The organism is Ruegeria sp. H3 (assembly GCF_056533095.1).
This window is the reverse complement of the sequence record NZ_JBQFOD010000008.1, coordinates 78,477-96,595: the sequence shown is the minus strand read 5'-3', so window position 1 is coordinate 96,595 and position 18,119 is coordinate 78,477. Positions and strand designations below refer to the sequence as shown.

The window sequence follows — 18,119 nt, the reverse complement described above, 5'->3', positions numbered from 1 at the left end:
AGAGGAGAGAAGTCATGCGCGATTTGCACCTGCCTGGACGGTCCGAGGTTCTGGCAACCGAGGGAATGTGCGCGACATCGCATCCTCTGGCGGCAAAGGCCGCGCTTGATATTCTGGCGCAAGGCGGTAACGCGATGGATGCTGCCATTGCCGGGGCGGTGCTGCTGGGCATTTGCGAACCACAAATGACCGGGCTGGGCGGCGATTGCTTTGTCCTGTTCAATCGGGCGGGTGAGAACAAGGTTCGCGCACTGAACGGATCGGGCCGAGCCCCGGCCAATACAAATGCCGAAGCGCTGCGCGCCCGGTCGCTGACCGCGATCCCCCTGACCAGCCCCGATGCGGTAACAATTCCCGGCGCCGTCGATGCCTTTTGCCATCTGTCTGAAACTGAAGGGCGGCTTGGTCTGGACGCAATTCTGCAACCCGCAATTCACTATGCCGAGTTGGGTGTTCCGGTTGCACCGCGCGTCGCCTTTGACTGGCAAAGCGGTGCGGCAACCCTGCAAGGGGCCGCCAAACAACACTATCTGATCGATGGACAGGTGCCCAAGATTGGTCAGGTTTTCCGATCCCACGGTCAGGCCGAGGTGTTGCGCCGCGTCGCCAAAAACGGGCGCGAGGCCTTTTATAAAGGTGAAATTGCACAGGATATGCTGGCTGCCCTGTCTCAACTCGGTGGTGTCCACACTGCCGATGATTTTGAACGCACCGACTGCACGCCAACAGACCCGATGAACGGCAGCTACGGCGGCATTGATCTGGTTGAACATCCACCCAACGGACAAGGCGCAACCGCCATCTTGCTTCTGAACATCCTGAAACACTTCGATTTGGCGAGCATGGATCCGTTTGGCGCAGATCGGGTTCATATCGAGGCAGAGGCCACCAAACTGGCTTATGATGCCCGCAACCGTTTCATCGCCGATCCGGACCACACCGCGCGCACGGAACAATTCCTCGACCCAGACGTGGCCGAACGCCTCGCTGCCCTGATCGATCCCAAACGTGCAATCGGGTCTCCCGCGCCGCTGACCGAAGCCATTCACAAAGACACGGTTTACATCACAGTTGTTGATCGGGACCGGATGGCCGTATCGCTAATCTATTCAATCTTTCACAGTTTCGGCTCGGGGATTGCTTCGGAAAAATACGGCATTCTGCTGCAAAACCGTGGGGCAGGTTTCACGCTAGAGCCCGACCATCCCAACGAATTGGGCGGCGGGAAACGTCCGATGCATACAATCATACCGGGCATGCTGACCGAGAACGGGCGCATCATGATGCCGTTTGGTGTGATGGGCGGGGCTTATCAGCCAACAGGCCACGCCCGGTTTGTATCGAACCTGACAGATTTCAATCTTGGGATACAAACCAGCATCGATGCCCCCCGTGCTTTTGCCGATGGCGGAGTTCTGAAACTGGAACGTGGCTTCCCAGATAAGGTCGCTCAACAATTGGCAGATATTGGCCATACTGTCACGATTCCAGAAACTCCGCTTGGCGGGGCTCAGGCCATTCGTATCCGTGAGGATGGTGTGTTGGAAGGCGGCAGCGATCCACGTAAGGATGGCTGTGCACTCGGGTACTAGACACAGTCACCTTTGGCCCCACAAGCCCAAAGGTTCAGTTCAGATGAAAGTGCAGCGGGTAGGACCCATCTTCGAAAGGGCCAAACATATTGGGGATATCCGGATGCTCGACCGGCTCGCCCGATTGATCCTCGATCAGATTTTGTTCTGAAACATAAGCGACATAGAAGGATTGATCGTTCTCGGCCAGCAGATGATAGAACGGCTGGTCCTTGATCGGCCGACTGTCTTCGGGGATGGCTTCGTACCATTCCTCGGTGTTTGAAAACTCTGGATCAACGTCAAAAATCACCCCTCGGAAGGGATGTTTTTTGTGTCGAACAACCTGTCCCAGGCCGTATTTGGCGTGTGTCTTTAGCATTGTTTCAGCCCCCAAAGAAGTTACTACCTCTTTCCGGGCAGAAAAGCCAATCATTGATCTGAAATTCGGGGAAACAGTCTGTGAACCTTCTACTGACAGTGTTCGAAATCGTCGCGCCGGTCTTCATTCTGGCCGGTATCGGGTTTGCCTGGGTCAAGTTGGGGTTCGAATATCGACTGCAATTCGTCACCCGATTTGCCATGACATTGGCGGTCCCCAGCCTGATCTTTGTCGCCCTTATGCAAACCGAGATACCCGGCGGTGACCTGTCGCGCTTTACCATCGCCACGATCGTCGCCAACCTTGTTCTGGCGGCTGTCTTCTGGGTCCTCGTGCGGGTGCTGAAACTGGACCAGCGCACCTATCTTTCGCCGCTGATTTTCGGCAATACCGGCAATCTGGGACTGCCCTTGTGCATCTTCGCCTTTGGTCAGGCAGGTCTGGGATATGCCGTGATCTTCTTGGCGGTGACGGCTTTGTTTTCCTTCACCTACGGCATCTATCTGGTCGCCGGAAAGGGCGCGTATGGGCAGGTGATCCGACAACCTATGGTCTGGGCCACTATTCTCGGCGCGCTGTTTTTGTGGCGCGGGTGGGAAACCCCGCTGTTTTTAACCAACACATTGGATTTGCTGGGGCAAATGGCTGTGCCATTGATGCTGGTCACAGTGGGCGTCGCTATTGCCCGGCTCACCACGCGTAGTCTGGGTCGCGCAGTCTGGCTGTCCCTTCTGAAAGTCGCTGTCTGCTTTGCGCTGGGTTGGTTTGTTGCTGTTGCATTCGATCTTGAAGCGATCGCCTTTGGTGTGCTGCTCCTGCAGATGTGTACTCCGGTCGCGGTCACATCTTATCTGTTGGCCGAACGGTTTGAAGCGGATGCAGATGCGGTGGCCGGGATGGTTATGGTGTCAACGTTGGTGTCCATTGCAACACTGCCACTTGTTTTGGCGCTTGTGCTCTAGCGATTGTGATTCCATCCACGCTCAATCTGCGCTAGAATGCCAGAAAAAAGGCATGAGGCACATGAGCAGAATACTTTTCGTACTCCTTGGGGTGCTGCTTTTGGCATCCTGTGGGGGCGGTTCCAAGCAACCGCCCAGCAGATTGAATGACGCGTGCAGTATTGCGCGCGAAAAGCCCGACTATATCAGGGCCTTCCAAAAAACCGAGCGTAAATGGGGCGTTCCCGTTCACGTGCAGATGGCAACCATCTATCAGGAAAGCCGCTATCGTCACGATGCGCGTACGCCACACCGCTATGTTCTGGGCGTGATCCCGATGGGCCGTCAAAGCAGCGCCTATGGCTATGGTCAAGCCCTGGATGGCACGTGGGAGCAATACCAGCGTGAAACCGGCAAGCGCCGCGCCAAGCGGGATCGGATCGGCGATGCATCGGACTTTATCGGTTGGTACATGAACAAAAGCTACGAGCGGAATGGCATCCACCCCTCCGACACGCGTAACCAGTACCTAGCCTATCACGAAGGGCATACAGGGTATGCGCGTGGCAGTTACAATCGCAAATCCTGGTTGCTTGGCGTTGCCAGCGACGTGGATGCGCGCGCCGATATGTATCAGTCACAGCTGGCAAACTGCCGATACTAAGCGTGATGGGGTCAGCGGTTTTGCTGACCCTTATTCGCTATTTGTCTGAAAAGAGGTTTTGATCGAAGGTGCCACCTTCGCTCAGCGGGCCCAGCAGCACCGTGGTCTGGGTGCCTGCATTGTCGTGGATCACCCATTTCCGCAGCTCGACGGGATTGTCGGTAAACATCAGCTCGATCCGGCCTGAGTCTGGGTTCTTGGGATCCTGCGCCGTGACGACCGTTGCAGTGCCGTCAAACTCGTGCCCAACCACCATATTGGCCTGCCCTAGGTTGACGTTGCGCGCCAGAACCAAGGACAAGGGTGTGCGCTTCAGCGGATATTGCTCGGGTGGTTGGTTCGATTTGGGATCGAAGATCAGAACGCTGCCGGTTCGTGCCAGCACAACAGCGCTGTCCGGAGGATCATATTCGAACCGCATCTTGCCCGGTCTTTGAATCCAAAGCTGGCCGGTGCTCAGCGAGCCATCGTCATTGACCTGAGTAAAGCTCGTCTGAACCGTTTTCATCTGGTTCAGATAGTTCGAAATCTCTGACAATGGCAATTTGTCGGCCGCCCAAGCCGCGGGCGCGGCCAATGTCAGTGCAAGGGCAAAAGCAATCTGTTTCATAAGGTTCAGATAAGCCTTTTGCCCTTGTTATTAAATATCCTACTGCTCGGGGACGAGGATTTCCCGCTTACCGACGTGATTTGCCGCCGAAACAACGCCTTCGTCCTCCATCTGCTCAACCAGCCGCGCGGCTTTGTTGTAACCGATGGCAAGTTTCCGCTGGATGTATGAGGTCGAGCATTTGCGATCCTTGATCACAATCGCCACCGCTTGGTCGTACAGCGCATCTTCGCCATTGGTGTTGCCACCGGTGTTCAGCCCCAAAACGGCGTCTATGTTATCGGCCTTTTCTTCGGCCGGTCCATCGACCACGCCGCTCATATAGTCCGGCGGGCCGAATTGCTTCAGATGGTTTACGATTTCCTCGACCTCTTCGTCCGAAACAAACGGTCCGTGGCAACGGGTGATCTTGGCGCCACCCGCCATATAGAGCATGTCACCCTGCCCCAGCAGTTGCTCGGCGCCCATCTCGCCCAGAATGGTGCGGCTATCGACCTTCGAAGTTACCTGGAACGAAATCCGGGTTGGGAAGTTCGCCTTGATCGTACCAGTGATCACATCGACCGAGGGGCGCTGCGTGGCCATGATCAGGTGAATGCCCGAGGCCCGCGCCATCTGCGCCAGACGCTGAATGCAGGCTTCGATTTCCTTGCCCGCCACCATCATCAGGTCAGCCATCTCATCAACGATGACGACGATGTAAGGCATCGCCTCAGGCGCGAATTCTTCGGTCTCGAACATCGGCTCGCCGGTTTCATCGTCAAACCCGGTCTGGACCGTGCGCGAGAACATCTCACCCTTGGACAGCGCGTCTTTCACCCGGCCATTATAGCCCGCGATGTTACGCACGCCCATTTTGGACATCTTGCGATACCGATCCTCCATCTCGCCCACGACCCATTTCAAGGCGACAACCGCCTTTTTCGGGTCGGTCACAACGGGTGAGAGCAGATGCGGGATGCCGTCGTAGACCGACAGTTCCAGCATCTTGGGGTCAATCATGATCAGACGGCATTCGTCCGGGCTCAGCTTGTACAACAGCGACAGGATCATTGTGTTGATCGCCACCGATTTACCCGAACCCGTGGTCCCCGCGATCAGCAGGTGGGGCATCTTCGCAAGGTTCGCCACGACAGACTCACCACCAATATCCTTGCCCAGCGCCAGTGGCAGTGCATGGTTACCGTCACCAAAATCACGGCTGGCGAGGATCTCGCGCAGCACCACCATTTCTCGGTTTTCATTCGGCAGTTCGATCCCGATGACCGAGCGGCCCGGCAAGGTCGAAACCCGCGCCGAGAGCGCGGACATGGATCGCGCAATATCGTCAGCCAGACCGATAACACGGCTGGCTTTAAGGCCCGGCGCTGGTTCTAGTTCGTACATGGTCACCACGGGACCGGGGCGGACGCTGACGATCTCACCTTTGACGCCATAATCGTCCAGCACGTTTTCCAGCATCCGCGCATTTTCCTCCAGCGCTTCGTCGCTCAGGTGGTGGCGCTGAATGGTGGATGGATTGGACAGCAGGCCCAGCGGAGGCAGTTCAAAATCCGAATGCCGTTCTTCAAAGGACAAAGTCGGCTGCGCCTCAGCCTGCGCGCGGCGTGATGGCTGCGGCGTGCGACGCACGGGCTGGGCAACCACCGGCTTGCGCGGTTCAGCCACCGGGATTTTCATTGCAGGACGCGCCTGCGGTTCAGATGCGTGCATATCTTCGAACACGGTATCGTCGTCTTCCAACTCTGGCTCAGCCGCAAAGTCCTGATCCAGCGGCTCTTGCCACTCCGCCATGGCCTCGGCGCTCAGCGTCGGTTCGGGTGGAAGGTCGGTCCAGCTCATGGGTGGTTCGGGAGGCAACTCCGCAGCTGTACCGGTGTTCAGGATCAGGGGATCAGGTCCTCGACCCCGGCCTTTGGTAAGCGGCAAGTTCGGATCAGGCTCGGGTGTTACTTCACCCGTCGCCACCTTGCGATTACGTACCGCGGCCGAAATCTTCGAACGTATACGATCTTCGCCCGGCATTTCATCAAACCCTTCGACCGGCATCGCTTCGACAAACTCCGGTTCAGGCATCGGATCGGGGCGACGGATCAAGGCTGGCATACGCGCCAGCAGGCCGGTTTTTTGAGGAGGTTCGGGTGTCTCTTCTTCCAGTTCTTCAAAGACAGGATCGCCAAAGGCAACCTCATCCTGCAGGACAGGCTCAACCCGGGCCGCCCGGTGCTCATTCCACTGCGCGCGGCGATCCCGCGCCGCTTGCGCCGTGGCCGAAGCTCCACGACCCAGCAGGGTCATCAGCATGTCATAGGACACCACCAGACCCAGTAGAAAGGCCCTAAAACCGCGTTGTACATCACTTCTGGTGAAGCCCAAGACGAAGACACCCAGCGCAAGCATGCCAAGCGCCATCACCAATGACATCAGTTTGACAACAAAAGCCGACGAGATCGGGAGGATCAGCAGGATAAAGCCCAGCACAGTATCACCACCCAAGCCGCCCAGGCCATAGCTGTGGGTCGCGCGCCATGTTTCACCGGGCACCAGCGTTGCTGCATAGACGGCCAGAACTGCGATCCAGATAGGTGCAAAGATCAGCCGGGCAATTGCGCGATCCTCGCCGAAATGACCCGCAAAACGCACACCCCAAACGATCAACGCCAGGGCAAAGCCCCAACTGCCCCAGCCCACAACCATAAAGGAAAACGCGGCGATCCAGGCACCGACCCGGCCCATCCAGTTCTGCACCGGCGCATCGGTGGAAACCATCCAGTTTGGGTCCTCGGGTGTGTAGGACCAGATCATTGCCGCAGCTGCAAAGCCCAGCAGGATCAAGGCGATCCCAATCAATTCCTTGCTGCGCCGCTCGATGGCGGCCTGTGTGGTGCTGTCCAGCAGTGGATCGCGGTTGCGCGCGTTCAATGATGCCATTTTGCCCTCGTACCTCACGAATAGATGCAGTCGCGGAGCGTGATCAGCCCGCGCTGCAACTCTGTTTTTGGAGCCACCATGGCGGCCCGGATAAAGTGTTCGCCCGGGTTTTGCCCCGGATCGCCCTGAGAAAGATATGCGCCCGGCAGAACCCGTACTCCGGTCTCTTGCCACAGTTTCAATGCGGTCTCTTCGCCGTTTTCGACCGGCAACCACAGGAAAAACCCGGCCTCGGGCGGCATATAGCCTTGCACATTGGCAAAAACCTCGTCCGCAAGGGCGTATTTTTCCTGATAGAGCGCGCGGTTCTGGACGACATGCGCCTCATCCGCCCAAACCCGCGCGGCAGCGGCTTGCAGGGGCAAAGGCAAAGGTGACCCGGCATAGTTGCGCAGCTGCTTGACCCGTTTGATGGTTGCCGGACCACCCGCGATCAAACCAGAGCGCAGACCAGCCAGATTGGATCGTTTCGACAGGGAATTGAACAGGGTGATCCGTTCTGGATCAGCTCCCATCTCTTGCGCGACGGTCAGAACGCCAGTGGGTGCCTCATCCCGGTAAATCTCGGAATAGCATTCATCCGCAAAGATGCGGAAATCGTATTTCTCGGCCAACGCAATCAGCTCGGCCCAGTATTCGCGTGATGCGACGGCCCCCTGCGGATTGGCCGGAGAACAGATATAGGCTATCGCAGTTCGGTTCAGCACGTCCTCGGGCAGCGCGGCATAATCAGGCAGATGGCCTGTAGCCGCAGTCGCAGGAACAAAGACAGGCTCTGCCGCAACCGAAATCGAGGCGACCATGTAGACCTGATAAAACGGGTTCGGGCACAGAACCACGGGCTTTTGCCCATTCTTCTGCTCGGGGCACAGGGCCATGGCCGCATTATACAACCCCTCACGCGTGCCGTTCAGGGCCATCACATTGGTGTCGGGGTTCATCGCGACATCGTAGCGGCGCTTGATCCAGTCGGTGATCGCGCCGCGCAGCTCGGGCGAGCCTTCATTGGGCGGATAACCCTGAAATCCTGCCGCGTTCTCAGTAATGACATTTGTCACCCAGGCGGGAAAATCATGCATGGGCGCGCCGATGGTCATATGAATGACATCTCCGCCCGGCTGGTGATGATCCAACAGGGTGCGCAGACGCGGGAATGCATATTCCGGTAGGTTCGAAAACCGCTCGGGAAAATTCATAACTACTGCCTCAAGATCGGGATCGTTTTCGCCCCGTTTTTTGACAGATTACAGATCACACCCCACCCCGTCCAGACAAAGAGACGTCGAATCAGGGGATTGTGGCATTCAGGCCAATGCAGATTCGGCGGCTGATCCCAGCCGCAGCAGGGCCTCTTCGGACCCCGGGTAGCCCAGCATCATCACCCCGCAACCCGGTGTTCCGGTGGGCAGGGTCAGGGCGGCCAGACCCATCAGGTTGCCGATGCGGGTGTTACGAAGGGCCAGCAGATTCTCGGTTACGTAGTAGTCGTGGTCGCTCATCAACCGGTCCAGATTGGGCGGCAGGATGGGCGCTGTGGGGGCTAAGACCGCATCGAATTCGGCAGTGGCCGCATCCCATGCAGCCCGACAGGCTTTCAGCTTGGACCATGCTGCAACGTAATCCGGCCCAGAATGGGCCTGTCCCATGCGGAATCGTTCGAGGATTTCGGGATACATCGCATCGGGGTTGGCTTCGATCACGTCTTTCCACAGGCCGTAGGCTTCGGTGGTATAGAGCACACCCGACAGGCCCATCGCCTCGTTCAACTCGGGGACCTCAAGCGGAACAATCTCGGCCCCGGCATCCGTCAGTCGTTGTAACGCCCCCTCATAAGCTTTACGCGGTTCATCCCGCAGGTCATCTTTGGCCACGTTTTGAAGATCAGCAAAGCGGCGTCCAACCAGTGACGCACCGCGCAGATCGGCGGGCGTGCCGCCCTCAAGCAAGGCCAACATGTGCGCGGCATCCTCGACCGACCGCGCCAGTGGACCGACAGTATCGAAGCGCAAACAGAGCGGCACAGTCCCTTCCAGACTGACCCGCCCCGCAGTGGTTTTCAGCCCCACCAGATTGTTCCACGCCGACGGAATGCGAACAGACCCGCCCGTATCCGATCCGATCCCGCAGGCCGCCAACCCCCAGGCCACCGAGGCCGCTGCACCCGAAGATGAGCCGCCCGGCACAGCCTCTTCATCATCAACGCAAGGCGGAGTGCCAGTGATCGGGTTCAGACCAAGCCCGGAAAAGGCAAGCTCACTCATATGGGTTTTGCCCAGACAAACCGTACCCATCGCGGTGGCGTTGCGCACAACCACGGCGTCTGCTTCGGGCACACGGCCTTGCAACAGGGCGGATCCCGCCTCGGTCCCGATACCGGCGGTATCGAACAGGTCCTTCCAACTGATCGGAACGCCATCCAGCAGCGACCGGCGCAAACCCAAAGCGGCGCGGTCCTTTGCAGCCTTCGCCTCGGCCCGTGCGCGATCATGGGTGACGCGCGCATAGATACGATCACGATGCGGATGGGCGTCAATGGCGGCTATGTAGGTTTCGGTCAGCTCGACCGGGTCGATCTGCCCCATGCCAATACCTCGACCCAGATCACAGGCTGTCATCGTCAACCATTCCTGCATCACCGCGCTCCTTCTTTTTGGCTGAACCGGACGGTAGCGACAGGACCGCACATGGACAATCCCGAAAGGGCGCGCATAGTGCAGGGCATGACACGAGGCTCGAACATTCTGATCGTTGGCGGAGGGCTAAATGGCCCCGCCTTGGCCCTGGCACTGGCTCAGACCGGTCATTCGATTACGGTGATTGATGCACTGGCCGAAAAGACACGTAAGAATGCGGCTTTTGACGGGCGGTCTTATGCATTGGCGCTGGCGTCTCAGCGGTTGCTGGACGCAATCGGGATATGGGATCGTATCGCCGAACACGCTCAGCCAATGCTTGAAATCAAGGTCACCGATGGGCATGCGGGTGCAGGCCCGTCGCCCTTTTTCATGCATTTCGACCATGCCGAAATCGAAGAGGGCCCGATGGGCTACATGGTCGAGGATCGCCACCTGCGCCGCGCGTTTCTGGACGCAATGGCCGAGGACGAGCGCATCACCCCGATCAACGGCAAGACTGTTGTAGCGCAGGAAACGGGTGTGGGCGGGGCCGTTCTAACACTGAATGATGGCGCCACGATCGAAGGGCAGTTGCTGGTCGGCTGTGACGGTCGCCGCAGCGGTACGGCGGCGCGGGCCGGGATCAAGCGCACCGGATGGGACTATGGCCAAACCGCATTGGTTTGCGCAATTGAACATGAGCTGCCGCATCACGGCATCGCGCATCAGTTCTTCATGCCGCCTGGCCCCCTGGCCATTCTACCGCTAACCGGCAACCGCAGTTCGATTGTCTGGAGCGAACGGACAGAGACCGCGCATCAAATCAATGCCTTACCTGAGGCTGAGTATCTACAAGCGCTGCGTCCAAGGTTCGGCGACTTCCTCGGCGATATCCGCCTGCAGGGCGACCGATTCACCTATCCGCTGAACCTGACCATCGCCAATTCTTTCATCGCCGATCATCTGGCTTTGGTTGGAGACGCCGCACATGGGATGCACCCGATTGCCGGGCAGGGTCTGAACGCCGGTCTACGTGACGTGGGTGCATTGGCCGAAGTGCTGACACTGGCCGGACGGCGGGGTGAGGAGATCGGCTCGCCCCTGGTGCTGCAGCGTTATCAGGAATGGCGGCGGTTCGATACAGCCTCACTCGCCATGGCGACGGATGTGTTCAACAGGCTGTTTTCGAACGACAATTCGCTGCTTCGGCTTGGACGGGATATCGGGATGGGGATCGTTGGCTCGTTGCCCGGATTACGCCGCGGCTTCGTACGCGAAGCCGCTGGGCTGACCGGAGATCTGCCGAAGCTTCTGCAGGGTCGCGCGATTTAGTCCAGCTGACGCGCCTCATCGACTAACATCACAGGAATGCCATTTCGGATCGGAAAGGCCATCCCGGCAGCTTTGGATACGAGTTCCTGTTTTTCGGCATCATAGTGCAAGGTGGTCTGTGTCTGAGGGCAAACAAGCGCTTCAAGCATATGGCGGTCAAAGGCGTTCGCGGTATCGCTCATTGCAAAGTTTCCTCATTTGATCCGCCGCGCATGGCGAATTCAATCAGTGTCACCAATGTTTCGCGTCGGGTCCGCAGGCACGGGGCCTCAAGCAGGGCTTGTTTATCTTCCGGTTCAAAATCCATCAGCATCGATAGGGAATTCACCAAAAGCTCATCATCCGCATCCTTGAGCGAATCCCAATCGGTCGACAACTGACGGGAGTCAAAGAACCGTTCCAGCAAGTTCAGGAACCGGGTTCGGTCGAACCTGTCATCCTTCTCGGATTTCCCAAGATCGCGGTCAAACCCCTCCCAAGACACTTCACAGCGTCGATAGGGCGTGAATCCATCAAGCTCTGATTTGATGCGGAACCGGGACACCCCGGTCAGGGTGATCAGATAGCGCCCGTCTTCTGTTTCGGAAAACTGAGTAACTCGCCCCGCACATCCGATCCGATGCAGCTTTTTCTCGTCATTCAGAGACGGGTTCGGTTGAACCATTGCGATCAGCCGTTCCTTGGTCTTCAGCGCATCGTCCAGCATCTGCAGGTAACGTGGCTCAAAGATATGCAGCGGCAAGCGAGATCGGGGCAGCAACAGCGCCCCGGGCAATGGAAAAACGGATACCGTTTCCGGAAGGTCAGCGGGATGCATCATGTATCCGAGTGTAGCTCTGATCCGGAATTAGGCAAATATCATCGAGCTGAGCTTACGCCGCCCGTTCAGAACAATTGGATCATTGGGCTTGAGCGCATCGAAGATCGTGAACAGTTGCGTCTTGGCGGCACCGTCATTCCACTCACGGTCTCGACGGAACAGTTCCAGCAATTGTGCGACGGCGTCTTCGACATCCCCATTCGCATGCAGAGCCTGCGCCAGATCGAAACGCGCCTGATGGTTGTCGGGCTCAGCCTCGACCGTTGCGGTCAGTTCGGCTACGGGACCCGCATCTGCGGCTTGTTTCGCCAGTTCCAGCTGCGCATAGGCCGCTTCCAACTCGGGCGCGCTGGAGATTTCTGCAGGGGCACCGTTCAGGATCGCCTCGGCCTGTTCCAGATCGTCGGATGCGATATGCGCCCGCACCAAGCCGCCATAGGCCGCAGCATGGTTGGGGTCTTCACCCAGAATGGCCGCGAAAGTCTGCGCCGCATCAACAGCCGCGCCTTCGGCCAGCATCTCTTCGGCGGCCTGAGCGGCATCCTCTAATTGCCCACCTGGGCTTTCGCCACCTGCCGCTTCGATAACCCTATCCACAAAGGCCTTGATCTCGGACCCCGGCACAGCCCCTTGAAACCCGTCAACAGGCTGACCTTTAAAGAACGCGTAAACGGTTGGGATCGACTGAATACGCATTTGCGACGCGATCATCTGCGCCTCATCCACGTTGATCTTGACCATCTTCACCGCGCCCTTGGCGGCGGTCACGGCCTCTTCCAGCAGCGGTCCCAGCGTCTTGCACGGACCACACCACGGCGCCCAGAAGTCCACGATCACAGGGGTTTCCTGCGACGCCTCGACCACATCGGCCATAAACGTAGCCTCAGATCCATCCTTGATCAGATCGGTGGCGGCGGTGCTGTCTGAGCTGTTCAGAAGGTCCATGGCAAATACTCTTTCGTTCAAACTTGCGCCCTATATGCAACCGCTTGGCGCAGAAACCAAGGGCCGAGTTGCGCAATTACAGATCGAAACTGGCAAAGACCGGGGCGTGATCGCTGGGTTTCTCCCACCCGCGCGCGTCGCGCAGAATGCGGCTGGAATGGCCAGCGTTCGAAATATCCGGCGTGGCCCAGACGTGATCCAGCCGTCGCCCTTTATCTGCCGCATCCCAATCCCGCGCGCGGTAAGACCACCAGCTGTAAAGCTGCCCTTCGGGGATATCCTGCCGCGTGATATCAATCCAACCGCCTGCATCCTGCGTCTCGGCCAGTTGCTCGACCTCGATCGGGGTATGAGAGACAACCTTAAGCAGTTGCTTGTGCGACCAGACATCATCTTCGCGCGGGGCAATGTTCAGATCGCCAACCAAGATGGATTTTTCAGGCTTTTTCGCATGGAACCAATCGCGCATGTCGGTGAGGTAATCGAGCTTTTGCCCGAACTTCTCATTCACCTCACGATCCGGCACATCCCCGCCCGCCGGGACATAGAAGTTGTGGATCGTCACTCCGTTCTCCAACCGCCCCGCGATGTGGCGGGCATGGCCGAGACCGGCAAAATCCTTGTCGCCCACTTCCTCCATCGGGATGCGCGACAGGATGGCAACGCCATTGTAGCCCTTCTGCCCTCGCGCCACCATGTGGGTATACCCCAGTTCCGCAAAGCCTTCGGTCGGGATCTTTTCGACCGGAGACTTGCATTCCTGCAAACACAGCACATCCGGAGCCTCTTCTTCCAGAAGTTTCAGCACGATAGGCTCACGTAAACGGACGGAGTTGATGTTCCAGGTGGCAAGAGTGAAGGGCATGGGTTGGGATTCCTCTGTCGCAGTTGAGCGGAGGTTAGCGCGGCCAAGCGCAAGGTGCCATGAGAAAAGATTACCGCTAGAGTTGGGTTTCTCAGTGTTAGCGTGGAAGAGGAAATCGCCCGCATCGGATGTGCGAAACTCAATTCTCGTTAATGATGATTTCTCAAGCGAGGCGGTCTTAGTTTTGTCAAGTTTGCCTAATACGCCCCACTTATGAATTGGTTTATTTTAAAAGCTCATCACTCACTGATAAGAACTGTCATCGTCATCACGACGCTCACAATTGCATTGTCAGTGTCGTTCCTTGTGCAACAACTTGATGGAAGAACCAGAATCAATCTGGGCTTCGCACCGTATCTTCCTGTTGCTGGCCTTGTAGTGACCCTTGCGTTTTTGATTGTACCCAGACTGAATAGCTTGGTCGTCGCGCCCCATGAGGCGAGGCACATACTCATTCAGATCGGTGTATGCCTATTCGGCGCAGTCGTGATCATATGGGCCGGACTGATTGCGTTCCATGCACCCTTGGCATTGTGGCTGTCTCCTGTCTACATCGCGCCATTTCTCGCTTTGGGATGTGGAGTTTTGTATGTTTGTCTAGGCTTTGTGGGCAGCCTTCGTGCAGTCTGGCCGTCGGTGGAACACCGTTTGTTCGAAGATGAGAGTACGGTGCGTAGCGTTCACTATTGGTCCCGCGCATCCGCCGCCGCCGTCGCATATGCTTTCAGCGGGGTCATTTTGGCATCAACCTTGATCTTCAACAGTCCAACAACGCCAACGACATATAGATGCACGATTGTCCTGTGGTGCGTAGCTGCTATCCTTGGCTCATCGCGGCTGAGCGTAGCGAAATTTGAGAAACCTGTCGGACTTTGGAATCTCGCATTCCAGTTCTGTGTCGCATTTACAGCGGTACTTCTCATAAAAATCACTACGCGCGCCTTTGCTTTTCACACGCATCTGTTTGATTCCAGATCAGCAATTGATGCAAGTTATCCAACGCTGGAAAATCTACTGATGCTGCCGTTTATTGTTTTTGGGCTGACGAGCATCGCTCTTGCGCTGACGCGTCAAAGACCCGCTCCCGCAGAGGTTGGCGAAGTTTTCGCCTAATTCTCGTCGTTTCGTGCTGCAGCTTCCACAAAAAAAGCCGGGCCATCAGGCCCGGCAGTCCAACAGGGAGGTACATGTCATAACCCGGACATGCGCGGGATGGGAGTAACCTAATTATGAGTGCAGAGTATCACTTTGATCCAAGTCAATCCATAGGCGATCAAGACACTAATCGATATCCGCCCGATTCTGTGACCAAAAGGCGCGCATTGGACGGATCGGGCTCGATTTTCTGACGCAGGCGGTAGATGTGCGTTTCCAGCGTGTGAGTCGTGACACCCGCGTTGTAGCCCCAAACCTCATGCAACAGCACATCGCGGGCAACAACCCCATCGGTCGAACGGTACAGGAACTTGAGGATGTTCGTCTCTTTCTCGGTCAGACGGATTTTCCGGTCTTCCTCGGTGATCAACATTTTCATGGCCGGTTTGAACGTATAGGGCCCCAGCACAAACACCGCGTCCTCAGATTGCTCATGCTGTCTCAGCTGTGCGCGTATACGCGCCAGCAGAACCGGGAACTTGAATGGTTTCGAGACATAGTCATTGGCACCGGCATCCAGGCCCAGGATGGTGTCGGCGTCACTGTCATGGCCGGTCAGCATCAGGATCGGGCTTTTGACGCCCTGTTTGCGCATCAGGCGGCACAGTTCTCGCCCATCGGTATCAGGTAGACCAACATCCAGAATGACCAGATCGTAGATAGCTTCGCGGGCCCGCTCCATTGCTGATGCACCGTCGGAGGCTTCGAAGACGTCAAAGTCCTCGGTCATCACCAACTGCTCACTAAGCGCTTCGCGCAGGTCTTCGTCGTCATCCACCAGCAGGATTTTCTTGAGCTGAGCCATCTGCGGTCCTCCTAAGCCTTTTCCATCACTTGCGTTTGGAATATGCAATCAGCAAGCTTTGCTGCAATCGTCTCACGCCTTCGTGTCGGACGCAGCGGAAATGTTTCACTTTTCCGGGTGAAACCGGTAGTAATTCGCCGGATGTTGTAAGGTATCATCGATGAGTCTCAGCCCTGACACGACCGAATTGCTGGCCCGCGCACGGGCCGATTTGCGCATGGGCGTGCCGGTGGCACTGACCGATGATAGCGGGTTTTGCGTTTTGGCCGCATCGACCGAGACGCTCAGCCCTCAACGGCTGGCCGATCTGCGCAAGCTTGGCGGCACGCCCGTGGTGGCGATCACCGGGCGGCGTGCCGAGACGCTGAAGGCGCGGGCCTATGACGGCGATCTGGCGCGGGTCCTTGTTCCTGCGGACGCAGATATCAGCTGGGTGCAAGCCGTTGCTGACCCCTCGGACGATTTGAACGCGCCGATGAAAGGCCCGCTGATGACCGAGCGGCAGGGCAGCGCCAATCTGCATCGCATTGCCATCGCTCTGGCCAAATCGGCACGCCTGTTGCCCGCTGCGGTGGTTGTTTCCGTCGAAAACGGCCGATCCTTCGCGGCTGAGCGCGGGCTGACTTGCATCGATCACGCGCGCGCCGCGCCGCATTTGGCGGAACGCAGTGCGTTGCACGAAATCGTTGCCGCGCGCCTGCCTATGGAGGTGTCCGAAGCCGGGCGGTTGCATGTTTTCCGTCCTGAAGACGGGGGCGAAGAACATTACGCCGTCGAAATTGGACGCCCGGATCGCAGCAAGCCGGTCCTCGCCCGTCTGCATTCAGCCTGTTTCACCGGTGACCTGATGGGCAGCCTTAAATGTGATTGCGGACCTCAACTGCGTGGGGCTCTGGCGCAGATGGGGGATGAAGGCGCGGGCGTATTGCTCTACCTGAATCAGGAAGGTCGCGGGATTGGACTGGCCAACAAGATGCGCGCGTATTTCCTTCAGGATCAAGGGTTTGACACGGTTGAAGCCAATCATCGATTGGGCTTTGAGGATGACGAGCGCGATTTCCGTCTTGGCTCGGACATCCTGAAATCGCTGGGTTTCAGCTCGGTTCGACTGTTGACGAACAACCCTGCCAAGATCGCTATGATGGAAAAAACCGGCATCGCTGTAACCGAGCGAGTACCGCTGAAGGTCGGTGAAACTGCACATAACCGAGGCTATCTGGCCACCAAGGCCGCGAAGTCCGGGCATCTGCTTTGACACCTGGTGATCTGGTCCTAACCCCGCGCGGGGCCCGGTTCATGGGGCGCGTGTTTCCCTGTTCCATAGGGAAAGGAGGGCTCAGCAACGCAAAGCGCGAAGGCGACGGCGCGACGCCGACCGGAACCCATCGAATCGTAGGAATGCTCTATCGCCCTGATCGCATCTCACCGCCTGCCGGATGGGCCCAGCCCATTGGCCCTTGGGATCTGTGGTCAGATGATATGTCGGATGATAAATATAACTCTTTGGTCACAGCACCTTATGAGTGTAGTCATGAGAGACTGCGCCGCGCGGATCCGCTGTATGATCTGGTTTTGATCACCAACTGGAACTGGCCCAATGCGGTGCCGGGTTCCGGGTCAGCCATTTTTATTCATCAATGGCGCAGGCCCGGGTATCCGACTGAAGGGTGCATTGCCTTTCGGCGTGATCACCTGCACTGGATTGCCCGCCATATCATACCCGGCACGCGTTTGATCATCCCTGAGGTTTGACACGCTCGCCGAAGATGGCCGAACCAACGCGTATGTGGGTGGCACCTAGTGCGATGGCCTGTTCAAAATCACCGCTCATCCCCATCGACAGGCCCGTCAAACCATTTCGCTTTGCGATTTTGGCCAGCAAAGCAAAATGCAATGCGGGTTCTTCTTCGACTGGCGGAATACACATCAGGCCTTGGATAGGTAGATCAAGAGCACGGCATTCGGCGATAAAACCATCCGCCTCCAACGGCAAAATCCCTGCCTTTTGCTCTTCTTCACCTGTATTGACTTGAATGAAAAGCGCGGGGCAGCTTCCGACCTCCTGCGCCAGTCGAGCCAAGGTCTTGGCCAGTTTCGGGCGATCAACCGAATGGATGGCGTTGCATAATTCCATCGCCTGACGCGCCTTGTTGGTTTGCAGCGGGCCGACGAGGTGCAGATCAATTCCTTCGAAGTGTTCCTTGAACATCGGCCACTTGCCCGCCGCCTCCTGCACCCGGTTCTCACCGAAGCAACGATGACCCTGCTCCAGTACAGCCTGCACCCGCTCATTCGGCTGCACCTTGGAAACAGCGATAAGCTTGACCGACCCCGGATCGCGCCCAGCTTTGGCTTCGGCACTGGCGATGCGGGTGGTGATGTCTTGCAGCGACATGATGTTCCTTGAATCTGCCTTCTGAGGCGACAGAACACCATGTGACGGCAAAAGAAAAGGGCGGGTCCGAAAACCCGCCCTGAGAACT

18 protein-coding genes are annotated in these 18,119 nt (G+C 57.6%); 7 read left to right on the top strand and 11 right to left on the bottom strand.

What is annotated here, in order from left to right:
* Positions 1–14: 14 nt before the first annotated feature.
* Positions 15–1,592, top strand: coding sequence for a gamma-glutamyltransferase family protein (locus ACR0JE_RS11235; protein ID WP_480864220.1), 1,578 nt, complete (start codon positions 15–17; stop codon positions 1,590–1,592).
* Positions 1,593–1,626: 34 nt separating this feature from the next.
* Here the strand turns inward: ACR0JE_RS11235 and hspQ are convergent, their stop codons facing one another.
* Positions 1,627–1,953 (bottom strand): heat shock protein HspQ, encoded by a 327-nt coding sequence (gene hspQ, locus ACR0JE_RS11230; RefSeq protein WP_170533369.1) that lies wholly within the window; start codon positions 1,951–1,953, stop codon positions 1,627–1,629.
* Between the two features lie 80 nt (positions 1,954–2,033).
* Between hspQ and ACR0JE_RS11225 the strand changes: the two genes are divergently transcribed.
* A complete protein-coding gene (locus tag ACR0JE_RS11225; RefSeq protein WP_480864219.1) occupies positions 2,034–2,915 on the top strand; it encodes an AEC family transporter in 882 nt (293 codons plus the stop codon).
* A 61-nt stretch (positions 2,916–2,976) separates the two neighbouring features.
* The gene (locus tag ACR0JE_RS11220; RefSeq protein ID WP_480550721.1) at positions 2,977–3,558 is read left to right on the top strand and encodes a transglycosylase SLT domain-containing protein; all 582 of its coding nucleotides are present in this window, start codon (positions 2,977–2,979) and stop codon (positions 3,556–3,558) included.
* 37 nt (positions 3,559–3,595) lie between these two features.
* Here the strand turns inward: ACR0JE_RS11220 and ACR0JE_RS11215 are convergent, their stop codons facing one another.
* The 4 genes from ACR0JE_RS11215 to ACR0JE_RS11200 form a co-directional block, all read right to left on the bottom strand.
* Complete coding sequence (locus ACR0JE_RS11215) at positions 3,596–4,168, bottom strand: LolA family protein (protein WP_480550719.1); 573 nt, start codon at positions 4,166–4,168, stop codon at positions 3,596–3,598.
* 39 nt (positions 4,169–4,207) lie between these two features.
* On the bottom strand, positions 4,208–7,099 hold the full coding sequence (locus ACR0JE_RS11210; protein WP_480864218.1) for a DNA translocase FtsK: 2,892 nt from the start codon (positions 7,097–7,099) through the stop codon (positions 4,208–4,210).
* A 14-nt stretch (positions 7,100–7,113) separates the two neighbouring features.
* Entirely contained in the window at positions 7,114–8,295 is a 1,182-nt protein-coding gene (locus ACR0JE_RS11205) for an aminotransferase class I/II-fold pyridoxal phosphate-dependent enzyme (protein WP_480864217.1), read from the bottom strand.
* Positions 8,296–8,403: 108 nt separating this feature from the next.
* The gene (locus ACR0JE_RS11200; RefSeq protein WP_480864216.1) at positions 8,404–9,732 is read right to left on the bottom strand and encodes an amidase; all 1,329 of its coding nucleotides are present in this window, start codon (positions 9,730–9,732) and stop codon (positions 8,404–8,406) included.
* A 51-nt stretch (positions 9,733–9,783) separates the two neighbouring features.
* On the opposite strand from ACR0JE_RS11200, the gene ACR0JE_RS11195 reads away from it, so the two are divergent.
* Positions 9,784–11,046, top strand: a complete 1,263-nt coding sequence (locus ACR0JE_RS11195; RefSeq protein ID WP_480864215.1) for an FAD-dependent monooxygenase — start codon at positions 9,784–9,786, stop codon at positions 11,044–11,046.
* Here the strand turns inward: ACR0JE_RS11195 and ACR0JE_RS11190 are convergent.
* The 4 genes from ACR0JE_RS11190 to ACR0JE_RS11175 all read right to left on the bottom strand — a co-directional run bounded on the left by ACR0JE_RS11190 (position 11,043) and on the right by ACR0JE_RS11175 (position 13,676).
* Positions 11,043–11,228 (bottom strand): Trm112 family protein, encoded by a 186-nt coding sequence (locus tag ACR0JE_RS11190; RefSeq protein ID WP_170533390.1) that lies wholly within the window; start codon positions 11,226–11,228, stop codon positions 11,043–11,045. The two genes, ACR0JE_RS11195 and ACR0JE_RS11190, sit on opposite strands and share 4 nt — an antisense overlap.
* Positions 11,225–11,866: an LON peptidase substrate-binding domain-containing protein gene (locus ACR0JE_RS11185; RefSeq protein ID WP_480826369.1), complete on the bottom strand. Its 642-nt coding sequence runs from the start codon at positions 11,864–11,866 to the stop codon at positions 11,225–11,227. Before ACR0JE_RS11185 ends, ACR0JE_RS11190 begins: the two co-directional genes overlap by 4 nt.
* Positions 11,867–11,893: 27 nt before the next feature.
* A complete protein-coding gene (trxA, locus tag ACR0JE_RS11180) occupies positions 11,894–12,811 on the bottom strand; it encodes a thioredoxin (protein ID WP_480864214.1) in 918 nt (305 codons plus the stop codon).
* A gap of 76 nt (positions 12,812–12,887) precedes the next feature.
* Positions 12,888–13,676 carry an exodeoxyribonuclease III gene (locus ACR0JE_RS11175; protein ID WP_480864213.1) on the bottom strand — a complete coding sequence of 263 codons (789 nt, stop codon included), beginning with the start codon at positions 13,674–13,676 and terminating at the stop codon, positions 12,888–12,890.
* 213 nt (positions 13,677–13,889) lie between these two features.
* Between ACR0JE_RS11175 and ACR0JE_RS11170 the strand changes: the two genes are divergently transcribed.
* Complete coding sequence (locus tag ACR0JE_RS11170) at positions 13,890–14,789, top strand: hypothetical protein (protein WP_480864212.1); 900 nt, start codon at positions 13,890–13,892, stop codon at positions 14,787–14,789.
* A gap of 160 nt (positions 14,790–14,949) precedes the next feature.
* Here ACR0JE_RS11170 and ACR0JE_RS11165 read toward each other — a convergent pair whose 3' ends face one another.
* Positions 14,950–15,636, bottom strand: coding sequence for a response regulator transcription factor (locus ACR0JE_RS11165; protein WP_170533404.1), 687 nt, complete (start codon positions 15,634–15,636; stop codon positions 14,950–14,952).
* 160 nt (positions 15,637–15,796) lie between these two features.
* Between ACR0JE_RS11165 and ribA the strand changes: the two genes are divergently transcribed.
* Together ribA and ACR0JE_RS11155 are read left to right on the top strand one after the other, a co-directional pair.
* Positions 15,797–16,891: a GTP cyclohydrolase II gene (ribA, locus tag ACR0JE_RS11160; RefSeq protein ID WP_480864211.1), complete on the top strand. Its 1,095-nt coding sequence runs from the start codon at positions 15,797–15,799 to the stop codon at positions 16,889–16,891.
* Positions 16,888–17,388: a L,D-transpeptidase family protein gene (locus ACR0JE_RS11155; protein ID WP_353009029.1), complete on the top strand. Its 501-nt coding sequence runs from the start codon at positions 16,888–16,890 to the stop codon at positions 17,386–17,388. Before ribA ends, ACR0JE_RS11155 begins: the two co-directional genes overlap by 4 nt.
* On the opposite strand, the gene ACR0JE_RS11150 is transcribed toward ACR0JE_RS11155, so the two are convergent.
* Entirely contained in the window at positions 17,372–18,031 is a 660-nt protein-coding gene (locus tag ACR0JE_RS11150) for a YggS family pyridoxal phosphate-dependent enzyme (RefSeq protein WP_480864210.1), read from the bottom strand. The two genes, ACR0JE_RS11155 and ACR0JE_RS11150, sit on opposite strands and share 17 nt — an antisense overlap.
* Between the last annotated feature and the right edge of the window lie 88 nt (positions 18,032–18,119).

Excerpts from the sequence above, each read along its gene's own strand:
- ACR0JE_RS11235 (WP_480864220.1), top strand. The coding sequence starts at position 15 with ATGCGCGATTTGCACCTGCCTGGACGGTCCGAGGTTCTGGCAACCGAG.
- hspQ (WP_170533369.1), bottom strand. The coding sequence starts at position 1,953 with ATGCTAAAGACACACGCCAAATACGGCCTGGGACAGGTTGTTCGACAC.
- ACR0JE_RS11220 (WP_480550721.1), top strand. The coding sequence starts at position 2,977 with ATGAGCAGAATACTTTTCGTACTCCTTGGGGTGCTGCTTTTGGCATCC.
- ACR0JE_RS11215 (WP_480550719.1), bottom strand. The coding sequence starts at position 4,168 with ATGAAACAGATTGCTTTTGCCCTTGCACTGACATTGGCCGCGCCCGCG.
- ACR0JE_RS11210 (WP_480864218.1), bottom strand. The coding sequence starts at position 7,099 with ATGGCATCATTGAACGCGCGCAACCGCGATCCACTGCTGGACAGCACC.
- ACR0JE_RS11205 (WP_480864217.1), bottom strand. The coding sequence starts at position 8,295 with ATGAATTTTCCCGAGCGGTTTTCGAACCTACCGGAATATGCATTCCCG.
- ACR0JE_RS11200 (WP_480864216.1), bottom strand. The coding sequence starts at position 9,732 with ATGCAGGAATGGTTGACGATGACAGCCTGTGATCTGGGTCGAGGTATT.
- ACR0JE_RS11195 (WP_480864215.1), top strand. The coding sequence starts at position 9,784 with ATGGACAATCCCGAAAGGGCGCGCATAGTGCAGGGCATGACACGAGGC.
- ACR0JE_RS11190 (WP_170533390.1), bottom strand. The coding sequence starts at position 11,228 with ATGAGCGATACCGCGAACGCCTTTGACCGCCATATGCTTGAAGCGCTT.
- ACR0JE_RS11185 (WP_480826369.1), bottom strand. The coding sequence starts at position 11,866 with ATGATGCATCCCGCTGACCTTCCGGAAACGGTATCCGTTTTTCCATTG.
- trxA (WP_480864214.1), bottom strand. The coding sequence starts at position 12,811 with ATGGACCTTCTGAACAGCTCAGACAGCACCGCCGCCACCGATCTGATC.
- ACR0JE_RS11175 (WP_480864213.1), bottom strand. The coding sequence starts at position 13,676 with ATGCCCTTCACTCTTGCCACCTGGAACATCAACTCCGTCCGTTTACGT.
- ACR0JE_RS11170 (WP_480864212.1), top strand. The coding sequence starts at position 13,890 with ATGAATTGGTTTATTTTAAAAGCTCATCACTCACTGATAAGAACTGTC.
- ACR0JE_RS11165 (WP_170533404.1), bottom strand. The coding sequence starts at position 15,636 with ATGGCTCAGCTCAAGAAAATCCTGCTGGTGGATGACGACGAAGACCTG.
- ribA (WP_480864211.1), top strand. The coding sequence starts at position 15,797 with ATGAGTCTCAGCCCTGACACGACCGAATTGCTGGCCCGCGCACGGGCC.
- ACR0JE_RS11150 (WP_480864210.1), bottom strand. The coding sequence starts at position 18,031 with ATGTCGCTGCAAGACATCACCACCCGCATCGCCAGTGCCGAAGCCAAA.